The sequence below is a fragment of the Candidatus Vicinibacter proximus genome (assembly GCA_016713905.1).
Classification (GTDB): Bacteria; Bacteroidota; Bacteroidia; order Chitinophagales; family Saprospiraceae; genus Vicinibacter; species Vicinibacter proximus.
The window spans coordinates 1,505,664-1,519,416 of the sequence record JADJOE010000001.1 but is presented as its reverse complement, the minus strand read 5'-3'; the positions used below and the strand labels follow the sequence as shown (position 1 = coordinate 1,519,416).

9 protein-coding genes are annotated in these 13,753 nt (G+C 35.4%); 4 read left to right on the top strand and 5 right to left on the bottom strand.

Annotation, left to right across the window (positions count from 1 at the left end):
• Window positions 1-77 precede the first annotated feature (77 nt).
• The 4 genes from IPJ83_05890 to IPJ83_05875 form a co-directional block, all read right to left on the bottom strand.
• Window positions 78-2,672 carry a fibronectin type III domain-containing protein gene (locus IPJ83_05890; protein ID MBK7880075.1) on the bottom strand — a complete coding sequence of 865 codons (2,595 nt, stop codon included), beginning with the start codon at window positions 2,670-2,672 and terminating at the stop codon, window positions 78-80.
• Window positions 2,673-2,981: 309 nt separating this feature from the next.
• Window positions 2,982-5,621 (bottom strand): valine--tRNA ligase, encoded by a 2,640-nt coding sequence (locus tag IPJ83_05885; protein MBK7880074.1) that lies wholly within the window; start codon window positions 5,619-5,621, stop codon window positions 2,982-2,984.
• Between the two features lies 1 nt (window position 5,622).
• Window positions 5,623-6,222, bottom strand: coding sequence for a hypothetical protein (locus IPJ83_05880; protein ID MBK7880073.1), 600 nt, complete (start codon window positions 6,220-6,222; stop codon window positions 5,623-5,625).
• A gap of 46 nt (window positions 6,223-6,268) precedes the next feature.
• Entirely contained in the window at window positions 6,269-7,492 is a 1,224-nt protein-coding gene (locus tag IPJ83_05875) for a hypothetical protein (GenBank protein ID MBK7880072.1), read from the bottom strand.
• Between the two features lie 94 nt (window positions 7,493-7,586).
• On the opposite strand from IPJ83_05875, the gene IPJ83_05870 reads away from it, so the two are divergent.
• The 3 genes from IPJ83_05870 to IPJ83_05860 are packed head-to-tail and all read left to right on the top strand — an operon-like array spanning window position 7,587 to window position 11,269.
• Window positions 7,587-9,335 (top strand): hypothetical protein, encoded by a 1,749-nt coding sequence (locus IPJ83_05870; protein ID MBK7880071.1) that lies wholly within the window; start codon window positions 7,587-7,589, stop codon window positions 9,333-9,335.
• 41 nt (window positions 9,336-9,376) lie between these two features.
• On the top strand, window positions 9,377-10,516 hold the full coding sequence (locus IPJ83_05865) for a hypothetical protein (protein ID MBK7880070.1): 1,140 nt from the start codon (window positions 9,377-9,379) through the stop codon (window positions 10,514-10,516).
• Window positions 10,517-10,525: 9 nt separating this feature from the next.
• Window positions 10,526-11,269, top strand: a complete 744-nt coding sequence (locus IPJ83_05860) for a hypothetical protein (GenBank protein ID MBK7880069.1) — start codon at window positions 10,526-10,528, stop codon at window positions 11,267-11,269.
• Between the two features lie 10 nt (window positions 11,270-11,279).
• On the opposite strand, the gene miaA is transcribed toward IPJ83_05860, so the two are convergent.
• Window positions 11,280-12,188, bottom strand: coding sequence for a tRNA (adenosine(37)-N6)-dimethylallyltransferase MiaA (miaA, locus tag IPJ83_05855; protein ID MBK7880068.1), 909 nt, complete (start codon window positions 12,186-12,188; stop codon window positions 11,280-11,282).
• 117 nt (window positions 12,189-12,305) lie between these two features.
• On the opposite strand from miaA, the gene IPJ83_05850 reads away from it, so the two are divergent.
• On the top strand, window positions 12,306-13,544 hold the full coding sequence (locus tag IPJ83_05850; GenBank protein MBK7880067.1) for a 1-acyl-sn-glycerol-3-phosphate acyltransferase: 1,239 nt from the start codon (window positions 12,306-12,308) through the stop codon (window positions 13,542-13,544).
• Window positions 13,545-13,753 lie beyond the last annotated feature (209 nt).

Here is a 13,753-nt window from a genome sequence, read left to right as displayed (position 1 = left end):
AAGGAGTAAATAAAAATGTCCGCCTGAAAACAGACGGACATTTTTACAATCAAAATCATTTCTAAAACCAAACCCTATTAATCTATTCTGAATACTTTCTTTTGTTTTATGGTTTCACCGTCCGATAAGATTACAAGGTATCCTGCAGGCTGTAATCCTTCCACGGATAATGAAATATTATTCGTTCCTTTTCGCACATTTACTTGCTGATTGAGGATCACCCTGCCCATCAAATCTATCATTTTACAAGAGTATTTTCCATCTTCCCGAGCAAAGAATTCCACATTCAAATCATTTGTAAATGGATTTGGGTATACCTGAAAAGGCGTTTCTTCTACCAATTCGTTCTCTCCTGATATCAGCGTGCCTGCAGCTTTAATATTTATGCTGTAATCTTCCACCTCTCCATAAGCAAAAGTCTGACATGAGGTAGCAAATCCATTGTATTTTAAAGATACTCTCATTCGGGTGGAACCTGTTGCTGCTCCAGCTGGAATAGTGATATTTGAAGCAAGTAAAGTCAAACTGGAAGATGCAACTGAAACAACTTCTTCACCAGGATCTGTAAAAGAGTTATTCTTATTAAAATCTATCCATACTTTCCAGTATAGTGTGCCGGATCCACCAGTTGAACCAGCCTGATAATTTAAGGTATAAGTGGTTCCTTTATTGACATCTGTAGTTAATCCGGTTCCGTTATAATAGCCCCCATCATTTCCGGAGGTTCTGTCTATAGTACCGATTTTCACTCTCTTTACCCATTCATAGCTTGCATTATTGCCTTTCGATGTACAATAACCATTGGCTAAAGTCGTAAAACTTAACACATTTGTGAAAGCTCCTAAAGTTGAACCACATTTTGCCTGAACTCTTACATCATATTTTGTCGCAGGAGTCATTCCAGTCATATTCACAGATGTGGTGGTTACATTAACTTGATTCCATTGCCCAGATGTATTTAATTTATACTGAAAATTATAAGAACTTGCTCCTGCTACTGCACTCCAGGAAACTGTAGCGGTTGTTGTAGTAATATTACTGACTGACAAATTGGTAGGCGTGCCACAGGAACCGCCAGATGAAGTTGTAAAATTAACCTGAGCTGAATATGCACTTGATCCTGAGGTACAATTAGTTTTAACTCGTGTATTATAGGTTGAATTTGCACTCAAGCCAGTCATGTTATAACTGGTCGTTGTGACCGTAGCAATAGTCCAGGTTCCTGAGGTTGAAATTTTATATTCAAAGGTATAGGAATTAGCTCCTGAAACTGCATTCCAGGATGCGGTAGCAGAGTTTGTTGTAATGTTGCTGATTTGCAATCCGGTTGGTGCATTACAAGAGCCTCCACTGCAGCTTGTTCCGAGGCAAGTCACTGCGGCAACCCTAGATCTGATTTTATCTCCCGGAAGAGGTCCAAAACCATTGTTGAAATTTATACCATATGATGTCAAATGGCAATAACTCATGATGGTTCCGCCGTTGGTTGGGGCTGGTCCAGGCGGACACCCACCTTCTGTAGTGTAACAATTGTCAATAGCTCCGCCAGTCCATCCACACCATTGGGTGTGATTAGAACCTATATTGTGGCCCATTTCATGAGTCATCACTTCAACGGTCCAAGAGTATGTCGGCACATCAGCATAGGTGGATGAAATATTGCTGTAGGCGTATTTATAAGAAGTACAAAGAGCATCTACCCAAGCCACACCACCTATATTTTGACCACCTAGAGCAGCCAGGTGTGCAAGATCACCATTAAAAGTAGGCCTTGCAGTTTTAAACTGATTTAGAGCAGTGACAGAATTTGTTTTGCTGTAAGTATCTTGCGTGGTCCAAACAAATACTTCTGAAACGGTTGTATTGATACTCTCGTTTGTGTACAAAGTTTTCACATTGTTGTAAACAGAGGTAATCCAATTTACAGTGTTTGTAACTCCTCCTTTGTTTTGTTGTAACGCATAGTCGCACTCTATGTAAACTCGGATACAGTCACCCGCAGCCATTTCTGTAGGCGTAGTCGGCTCTCTAATAACCGATTCTAAATGGTCTGTCATACATTCCATTTCGGAATATTTAATAAGGTCCTTATCATTATACAAAATCAGCTTTCCGGGAAAATCCTTAGATGGCTGAAGAACAAAGTTGTCCTGATCAATTGAAAACATTCCAATTATTTCCTGATCAAAAAAGCTCAAAGCAACCAGCGACTTTTCTTCTGCACCGCTGACTACCCCTTGATAAAAAATCCCAGGAACATATTCTTCATTACTACCATCGGAAGTAGTTACTTTAAATCCCTCAGATAAAAGATCCACTTTGATCAAATCCATTTTTATTTCAGATCCGGAAGCCAATGGAATGGAAATCTGAATGGCTGCAGGTTGAGTTAACCTAATTACCTCTAAACTTTGAGGATTAATGGAGAAGAACTCAGCTTTGCGCAGATTGTATTTTGCAAGGGATTCAAACTTATCTTCCGTTTTTAATGCATTACTGAAGGGTTGAAATAATACGGAAGCTTCTTTAGCACTCTTGATATTTTGGGAAATGGTGCCAATTCTGTCAGGACGGACGCCAGATACATAAACATTATCATTTACCTGAGCAAACGAACTAAAGAAGAACAACATGTAAACGCCTAAAAGCGCTAGGTTTTTGATGGGCTGCATATTTAAGATTTATAATATGATGAAACAATTCCGGAGAAAACCGAAAACAAGAGATGTCACAGGGGATATTTGACAGAACAAAGATACAAAACTCAGATCAGACCAAAACTAAGGGTAAACCCTGATTTTTTAAAATTAAGGGTTTTCACCGAAATAATAAGGCTATTTTGTTAGAAATCAAAATTAAATACGGCAAATGGCACACTTTCAATATTTTATAAACCACATTTTCTAAATATTTATTGTTTGTGCCATCTGAAAAATCAAATCCTCAATTAGGATTATAATGAAATTAAAATTTATTGAAACCTATTGTTTCCTGTGCATTTGTGCTAAGCTTTCCTCCAGAGCACCAAGTCGAGTAAGTCCGTCTTCTAATTTTTTCCTTTCCTTTTCTACTAATTCCTTTGGAGCACTTTCTACGAATCGCTCATTTTCCAGCTTTTTTTGGATGGATTGAATAAATCCTTTTGAATATTCAATTTCCTTGGTGAGTTTTTCTACTTCTTCTCCAATGTTCTGGTGGACAGGTAAATCCAAAAAATATTTATGCCTCATGCCCATGAAGGATTGACCATGTTCCATTCCACTATCCACCTCAACAAATTCAGAAACATTAGCCAATTTAATCAATAGTTCTGATGTGCCTTCCATCTGATATATTCCTTTAATATCTGATTTTAAAACTGCCAAAGGCAGTGCAAGATTCATCTTTAATTGATGCTTATTTCTAAGCTCCCTGATTTGAGTTATTACACTGCGAGTTTCCGTGATGGATTGCAACAAATCCATATCGAAATCAGTTTGCAAAGGATATTTAGCATTTATGCAATCTTTTCCCTTCTCCCTAACCCTAAGCAAATGCCAAATTTCTTCTGTAATAAAAGGCATATAGGGATGTAATAGAATGCAAATTTGTTCAAAAAAGGATAAGGTTTTCTCATAACAATAATGAGAAACATCATGTCCGTTTTTTGGCTTAACTGCTTCAAGGTAGAATCCGCAAAAATCTTCCCAAACGAAAGAATAAATATTTTTTAGTGACTCTGATAATCGAAAGTCTTCCATTTGTTGATGGGTCTCCTTCAGAACCTCCTGAAATCGACTTTCCATCCAGCTTATGGCCAATTCTTCTCCACTTTGATTCAAAATTCCACCACTGGAATGCCACCCTTTCACCAATCGAAGAGCATTCCAAATTTTATTTGCAAAATTCCTTCCTTGTTCGCATAACTTTTCATCAAACAATAAATCTCCTCCGGCCGGAGCACAGGCCAACATTCCAAACCTCACGCCATCTGCGCCATACTCTTCTATAAGTTTCAGAGCATCGGGAGAGTTACCCAATGATTTGGACATCTTTCTTCTTTGCTTATCCCGAACCATGCCGGTGAAATAAACTTTCTCGAATGGTTTTTCATTTCTCCATTCATACCCCGCCATAATCATCCTTGCAACCCAAAGAAAAATGATGTCCCATCCCGTCACTAAAACTGCGGTTGGATAATAGTAATCAATCTCTTTTTGATTATTGAAGCCATCAAAAACTGAAATAGGCCATAACCATGAAGAAAACCAGGTATCCAGCACGTCCTCGTCTTGTCTTAGATCGGAAGCTTGAATGGATGGATTGTTGAATTGGATTCTGGCAAGATGAACCGCTTCTTCCAAGGTTTCAGCAACAATTATCTCATCCAAATAGTAGTATGCCGGAATTTGATGCCCCCACCAAAGTTGTCTGGAAATACACCAATCTTTGATGTTTTCCATCCAATGGTTGTAAGTATTTCTCATGTGGTCCGGCAAAAATTCAACTTCGTTGTCTTTAACCGCCTTAAGGGCGGGAGCAGCAAGTGCTTTCATGTCCACGTACCATTGCAGACTGAGTCTTGGTTCTACAACTGCATTGGTTCTTTCTGACCGACCTATATTGGTCTTATAATCCTGAACTTTTATTAAAACATTTTGATCTTCAAGTAATTTTCGAATTTTTTTTCGGGCTATAAACCGATCTTCTCCAATAAGAATTTTAGCATTGTCGTTAAGGCTTCCATCCTCATTAAGTATGTTAATTATTTCAAGTTGATGTTTTATACCTAATTCATAGTCATTTTGGTCATGAGCAGGCGTAATTTTTAATGCCCCGGTTCCAAAATCACGATCAACATACTCATCAGCGATCACTGGAACAGCCCTTTGGATCAATGGAATGATAACTTTTTTCCCATGAAAACTGGCATACCTTTCATCTTCAGGATGCACAGCCACAGCACTATCCGCCATGATTGTTTCCGGTCTTTGTGTAGCAATTATTATGTAATTTTCAGGATTGTCTTCCTGCACATATTTAATATGAAAAAGCTGGGCTGATTCTTCCTTGTACAAAACTTCCTCAGTGGATAATACCGTCTTTGCCTCCGGATCCCAATTGATCATCCTGTTTCCACGGTATAACTTACCTTTTCTATACAAATCGACAAAAACTTTTATCACTGCCTCTGATCGCACCTGATCCATAGTAAAAGCAGTTCTGTCCCAATCGCAGGAAGCACCTAACTTTCTCAATTGCTGAAGAATAATCCCCCCATATTTCTCCTTCCACTCAAAAGCATGTTTTAGAAAGTCTTCTCTACTCAAATCAGATTTCTTAATCCCCTTTTCCCTAAGCATATGAACCACTTTTGCCTCGGTTGCTATAGAGGCATGATCTGTTCCCGGCACCCAACATGCATTCATTCCCAACAACCTTGCCCTCCTGATCAATATATCCTGGACTGTATTATTGAGCATGTGACCCATATGAAGTACTCCAGTAATATTTGGAGGCGGAATCACGATACTATAAGGTTTCCTGTTATCCGGCTCGGATTTGAAATATTTACGTGACTCCCAATATGAATACCACTTATCTTCTATTTCATGTGGGGAATATCTGCTATCTAGTTCCATGTTATCTGATGTTGTACCTGAAAATAAAAAATTCTGGATTTGACTTAGGTGATCTGTGGATAATGTAGATTCTATTTGCGGGTTCTAAACTTACGTCTTCCATTAAATCTTTACCTGTGAAATGCTTGAATATCTTTGGAAAGGTGGAATGGTGAATCATCATTAATAAATTCCCAGGATTCTGATATTCTACCTGATTGTATAGACTAATCAAATCTGCCTGATCATAGTACGTAAGCTCCATGCCTTTAAATTCCGTAAGTGGTTGCAGGGTGAGAATATTATTACGGAACGGGGTCGTAAAAAAGGCCTTGAATTCTAAATTCTTGAGAATTTTTAAAAGATTAATGGCTCTCCATCTGCCATCTGTACTCAATCCCGGATCCAGACCGATGGGATCTTCTTCTGCATGAAACATGCAGAAAATGAACTGATGGTTTGAACTTTCCAACCCTTTCAATTTCATAGAGTCCATTCCACCATTTAAAATCAGATAACTCCCCCTTATTCCAGAAAGGACAGGAGGTTCATCCTGTGTATAACCGGTATATGTCATGGAAATAGCAAGCAGGAGAGAAACAAAGATTATTCTTAAATTCATGGTTAATGACAAAGTTAACAGTCAAAAATTTGCCTTAAGCTTGCTATTAACTTTTTAACAAGGGATTAACGACAAGTTTTGATTCTTTAAACGGGCGTCTTTGAACCCAATTATCTTTTGGTTTTAAAAATTCGAGGATATGTGGAACTACACTATTGATAATCTTAGACTTATGTGCAATATAACAATATAAATCCTGTGGCTCTGCTCCAACCGAGCTTTTTATTTCCAAAGCTGTTCTGGCAAAATTAATTTCCCTTGCGCCAACCCTTAGGGCTGTTTGCAATAATTTCAAAAGAATATTATGGTACAATTCTAAATTATTGTTAAGGGACCTTTCGTAACCGATAAAATGTGCCTGAAACACATCCCCATCAAGGATATAACTATAAAAAGCTATAGGTTTTGACTGATAAAAAATGATTTTCAAACCAAAGTTGTCAGCACAACGGTCAAGTAAAGTTTCGAAATAATCGGGATGTAATTCGATCAAATTAAAACCGGCCGCTACAGAAACTTGTTGGTACAAATCAAATACAACCGTTTTGTATGCCTGAAAACTGTTCCGGTTCATAGCCTCCTCAACTAATCCCTCGCCCAACTTAATTACTTTTCTTGTTTTTACTCTGTACTTACTTTGCAAATCTGCCATATAATCTTCCAGGGAATTCCACTCTGAATTCAGATTGAGGACCATGGTTGGCTGGATGGTAAACTCATAAAATGAAGGGAATGTATATGCGCATAATCCTTTTAGTCTTTCTGCCTGAGGCAAATCTTTAACGATAAACATATTAACCCCAAAATCTTCTTCCCCAGCTCTAAGAAAATAGGCAGCCAGCTGTTGGATAATCAATTGACGGTCCGAAATATCCAGTTCATTTTGAAACAAAAACCCGTATGGGCCGGGAGCCATAAGTGTTCCTGCCACGATAACCTTCATGCTTACTTTTCTAGCGACATATTTCTTGATTGCCACAGCAATTTTATCCAAGTAAGCACCAGCCTGATTTTCATGGGTGTGTAACTTTAATCGCTGTTCTGCATCAAAGTAGAAGGTTTGAAAGCAAAACAATGCCACCTTTTGATTACCCTTATAAACTATCCCATACAAAAATGATATACCCAAAGGGCTTGACTCGCTTAAAGCTTTTAAATAACCGGGGTTAAAAAAAAACGGAAGAGGGCTATTCAAGAACCATTCGCCCTCCAATTGGTCCAATCTAGAAGCTACTTTAAACTGTAGATGAGCGTTTTTTAGTTTTATCATGGACTTAAACCAGCTAATAAAATATTACGATTCCAACATACATCAACCCACAAAAAGACAAATTGTTACAAAACACGTAATTTTACAGCAAATTATGATAAGATCAGTCATTTGGAAGAATATTTCCTTAAACATAGCTGTACTACTGGCATTAGTTACCATTGGTTGTAAGTCCGGCATGACTTTAGAAAAAAGTCTAAATGAAAATAAAAAGCTACGCGACGAGCTTTCCCATTTAAAATCTGATTTTAAAGACCATGAGCAACTTGCTGAAGAATTAAAAAATACTAAATCTCAATTGAGAAAAACAGAAGACGCCCTGTCTAGTTTGTACATCCAATTTAAAAGTGATTCTGTCGCCTTTCAAAAAAATGATAAGGAGATAAATCGAGAATCAAAAACCACTCTAGAATCAGATAGGTTAATTAACAACCTTTCATCTGAACTTAAAACGATAAAAGAAGAATTAACTCAATTTAAAAAAGAATACCATAGTCTTAACGAAAAGCAAAATAATGCCTTATTTACTATAAAAGAGCTTAACAACGAACTCTCCTCAAAAAACCTTTATATCGCTGATCTTAATTCAGAAATAGAGAAACTAAAATTTCAACAGAACGAAAAATCAACAACACCGCAAACGGAAGAAAAACTAATTGCTTGTCAAAATGAATTGGTTCGAATCCAATCAAGAAAAACTGAGTTGGAAGAAGAAAAAAAGAAAATATTAGAAGATTTAGAAGCTGTGAAACAGCATAACTTGAATGAACAAAATAATGCATTAATGGACCAACTTCAGATTGAAATAAAATCTAAAAATGACAAATTGTTTATCCTGCAAAAAAATCTAGATTCCATAAATTTTGAAAAAAATAAAACAAATCTTGTTTTTGAAGAATCCATCTTAATAAAATCAAAATTAAAAGAAATTGAAAAATCCAAAGAAGAGATTTCAAAGGAACACGAATCTTGCAAAAATCAATTAAATTCCAATGCAATAATAATTGAAAATTTAAAACTTGATCGGGACTCTTATAAAAATGAAATTGAAATTTTAAAACAAAATTATTACAAACAAAAAGATGTTATAAATAAAAAAGCAATTGATTCATTAAACAAAATAGCTTTTATGGAGTATTCCAAAAAATTAAACAAAGCCACAGATTCAATTCAAAGGATAAACGATTTAAATAAAATTAAAACTGAAAAAGAAAATACCAGGTTGCAATCAAAATTAAATAAATTTGAAAATAGCATCAAATTAAAAGAAAGTGAAATTCACACACTTAATACTAAATTGATAAGTTGCTATACAAGGGATTCAATTAATCAAACCACCCTAAATAAAAATACGCCAATTGACCAAAAAGAAGAAATAGTACAAAACGAAGTAATGACAGAGAAGAATAAATTTTCTTCAAGTGGCACAAGCAATTTTGGAAAAAACTCAATAAAAAAAATAAGTGAAATAATAAAAAAACATAATAACAAGATTAAACTTACTGCCAATAGCGATTTAATTCGAATTTCATTCCCACACGAAGTCTTATTCGATTCAAAAAACATTGCTCTAAATCAATCAGGTTCAGATATATTATTGGATGTAATCAAAGCCTTAATTGGCGAAAAAGATTTAATTATAAACATCAACTCTACAATAAATGGCGATAAATCTAAATTTGAAACTAAAGAAATAAATATTTTAAGAACCTCCACTATAAGTAAACTTTTTTTGGCTATGGGAATTAAAGCGCAAAGAATTTCTTTTGGCATCGATAGAAATAGTACTCTCCAAAGCAATTCGAATGAGGAACAAATCATCGAACTTAGTTTCACCAAATGAAATGCGATTTTTTATTGATAGTATTTTTAATGTCAACATGGTTGTCTAAATCTGCATTTGGACAGCGATGCGGATTGCAAAACCCATTAAAATGTTTGAACGAACAAGAAAGTTTTGAAATTAAGGCTAACAAAAGGACTTTAAGAGAATATAATATTGTGTTTCATATTGTTTTTCAAAATGAAATAGACAATATTTCTGACTCCAGAGTTTATTCTCAGCTTGAAGTCCTGAATCGAATTTTCAAACACTATGATCCCGGCCAAAATAATGGTATACCTAAGGAATTTAGAATACTTGGCAAAACTCCCGAAATCAAATTTTGTCTTGCTTCCACTGATCCTAAAGGACAAAGAACTACAGGTATTACCCGAACAAAAACTATGATAGATGATATAGGTTGTCGAAGTGAATTTGGTAGGAAAAATATCATGACCTCAGCCTTAGGAGGAATCGATCCTTGGGATCCAAAAAAATATATCAATGTATTTATTGGTTCACGGACCAATTGCCCTCCAGGTGAAGCCATCTTCCCCTGGCAAGCCACCTCCAGTCAAGATGGTATAATTATAGATCCTAATTATATAGGCCTCAACCCGGAAAATTTTCCATTTCACTTAGGTTACACTTTGGTACATGAATTTGGACACTATGCTGGTCTTTTACATCTGGCTGTTAATTCCAATCCTGATGACTGCACTCAAGATGATCAGGTGAGTGACACCCCACCTCAATCGTCCAATTATTTTGATTGTCCTGATTACCCACAATTTTCCTGCGGCAGTTCAAGTATGTTTATGAATTTTATGAGTCTTGTAAATGACCCATGTATGCAATTATTTACCCAGGGACAAGTTACAAGAATGCATCAACAATTGGATACCTACCGATCTGATCTTGACAACACAAACTGTAATTCAACTCTAGCCAAAACATTAACAATTAAGTATCTTTCAAATAATGGAAACCAATGGCTCATAGAATCTGAAGATATGACTAGTTGGTCTTCAAAGATAAGACTTATAAACCTTGAAGGCAAAGTTATTATCGAAGAAGAATTTTTGGAAAATCAAAGAATCCTTTTTCCAAGAAATTCTATTAACTTAGTGTCTTCAATTTATTTGATTCAAATTCTAAATCAAGAAATAAACTACACATATAAGGTTATTTCCATACCATAATCCAATAAAATGAAATATTTATTTGCATATCTCAGCCTATTGCTATTTGTTGTAGGAACATCCTGCAAAACCGGTCATGGTATTATTTCCCAACCGGATAAACGAATAGAAAAATTAATCAGTTTCAGAAAGTCACCGTGTTTTGGAAAATGTCAGGTCTACAGATTGAGTCTTTATACAGACGGGATGGTTATTCTCGAAGGTAAGGAGAATTTAGACAAAACAGGAGTTCATTTTTGTCAACTAAATAAAGAAACAAAAGAAAAATTTTACAAAGAAATCAACACACTAAATTGGAAATCTTATAAAAACTCATATTTCCGAAATATTCCTGATTTGCCTTCTACAGAACTAATTTATTATGGAGCTACCGACAGTATAATCAAAAGTATTACTTCAAATACATTACTGCCAAAGGAAATAGAGACTATCCAGTCTGAATTAGCCAACTTAATTAAGTCTGAAAAATGGACACAAATCTTAAAAAAAGAAGATTTAACAAATCCAAATCTCATTCTTTCTGAAATCCAGGTAGATATGGACTCAAGTCTAACCAAGGACATGCTGGAGGAAAAATTTGCAGCCTATGGTTTGAAATCTAAAAAGCGAATTTCAGAATATATGAATTTTTTTCTTTTTAATTACGACACTAAAATGATTGAAAGTTATGAAATGCTGATATTATTGAGGAAAGTACCAGGTGTAAGACTTGCCATATACAACCGGAAATTAGAGGGGCGAGATGATTTTTAAATATAACTAACTAGTCAGACAATAAGCTTTGTTCTACATAGTCCTGAATTCCTTCAAAATCCTCAGGATGAAACCTATCCGTTGAACAGTATTTATTAAACCAAGTAATTTGTCTTTTGGCGTAGTTGCGTGTGTGTTGCTTAATCTTATCTATTGCTTGTTCCAAATTATAATGACCGCTCATATATTCTATAATTTCTTTGTACCCTACTGTATTCATGCCAGGTGAATCCTTGTACTGTATTAAACTTTCTACTTCCTGGAGCAACCCAGAATCAAGCATTTTATCCACCCGCATTTCTATCCTTTGGTACAAATCACTTCTTGCCATTCCAAGATGTATCTCAATAACCTTATAATTGCGCAATTCCTTAACTGACTTATTTAAAAAAGAAGAATATGGTTTTCCACTTGACTTTATTACACTTAATGCCCTGATTAAACGATGTGGATTATTCCGATCCACCAAACCATAGTAGGATGGATCTAATACGGACAATTCGTCTTGCAAAGCTCCTATTCCTATGGATGCATACAGATCGGATAAACCTTTGCGAACCTCAGGGTCAATTTCTGGAAAATCATCCAATCCATCTAAAAGGGCTTTTATATAGAGGCCGGTTCCCCCACATAGAACCACTTGTTCGTGTCTCAGAAACAAGTCATTCAAAATATCTTTTGCATCCAAGGCAAATTGACCGGCACTATAGACAGAATCTGGGGTAATGTGATCAATAAAATAATGCTTTACAGAAGCCAATTGCTCTTGGGAGGGCTTGGCTGTTCCAATATTGAGCATTTGGTACACTTGCCTGCTGTCCGCGGAAAGGATACTTGTTTGGAATTGTTTAGCCAATATCAGGGACAATGCTGTTTTACCAATACCTGTAGGTCCCAAAATAACAATTAATGACTTCACGGTTTTCTTTCAAAATAATTCAAAATTAGAAAGAATTATAGACTATCCTGCCTATTCTTAAAACACCCTTGAAAAATAAGTAAAATTCAAATCACTATATTAATATCTTTGCGTACTATGGTTTACAGGATTTTTCATTTTCTTGTCAGTCTTGCCTCAAGATTCTATTTTAAAAAGATAGTCACCCAGGGAAGTACGAACATTCCCGAGAAAGGTCCGGTTTTACTTATTTGCAATCACCCAAGTTCATTTTTTGAAGCAATCATTTTAGCTTGTTTTCAACATCGCACATTGCATTTTCTTGTTCGTGGCGATATGTTTGAAAAAAAATGGTTAAAACCAATTCTAGAATCTACATATCAGATTCCAATTTATCGATCAAGAGATGGATTTGAAAAACTGAGAAATAATATAAGCACATTTGAGATTTGTTTTAATAAATTATCTGAAGGGCATGTCATACTAATATTTCCTGAGGGGAGCACACTAATGACTCGTAACTTAAGACCCTTGCAGAAAGGCGCTGCAAGACTTGCAATTGGTTCATTGGAAGCACAAAAAATCCAAGACCTCACGGTGGTGCCGTGTGGCATGAATTACTCAAATGTGTTGCATCGTGGTGGTGAAGTACGAATTCTTATGGGACCACCGATGTCGGTTACAGAATTTCTAAAAAATATACCCATAAATGGAGACAAATTAGGTCTTCTTACCCAGCAATTCTATGAGGCTTTGGATAAAGTGGTTTTGTCTGCACCTGACGAATTTAATGAAAATAGATTTCGAACTCTTGAAATAATATATCGAAATTCCATATCACCGGAATCCTTTCAAGAAATTGAAATCCATCAAAAGTTACTGACTAAAGTAGCAGAACATAAACAAATTTTAAATGATTTGGCTGCAGATTATTCCAGAGAATTCACATCTATAGATTCCCTTGAATTCTCTGTTCAGAGCTCATTTTTGAAATCAATTATGAGATCAGTTGAACTGATCATCTCTTTTATCTTGGGAATTCCAGGAATAATTACCCTGGGCTTACCTTTGATGGGAGCAAAAATATTTACACTAAAAAAAATTAAGCATATTGAATTCGTGCCACCTGTCAGGCTCGCGCTAAGTCTTGTTTTAACAATTCTCACCATACTGGCAGTTGGGATAATAGGTGTGATTTATATTGGAATTGCTTCAACATTAATATTGGTTGTCGGAATTATTTTTTCATTATACATATTCAATCATTTCTTAAACCTTTCACTATCTTCCAGATACCTTTTTAACAGAAGATTATATCTGCAAAAAAGATATTTATTATCCATCAGAAACCAAATAATTTCCATTCTTTCAAATTAGGCATTAATTTTAAAATATTGCACTTAAATTTTAAATTGTTCTTAAAGTGATTAAACTTTGCTTGAATTATTTTCCAATTTTCTGCTTTAAAAACAGAAATATTTACTACCAATCAAAAATTTAAATTGCCATGATTAGGGAAAAATCTAGGTTGAAAATTAAGCAATAAATTAAACCTATTTTAAGATAAGTAAAATTTCAACTCAAAA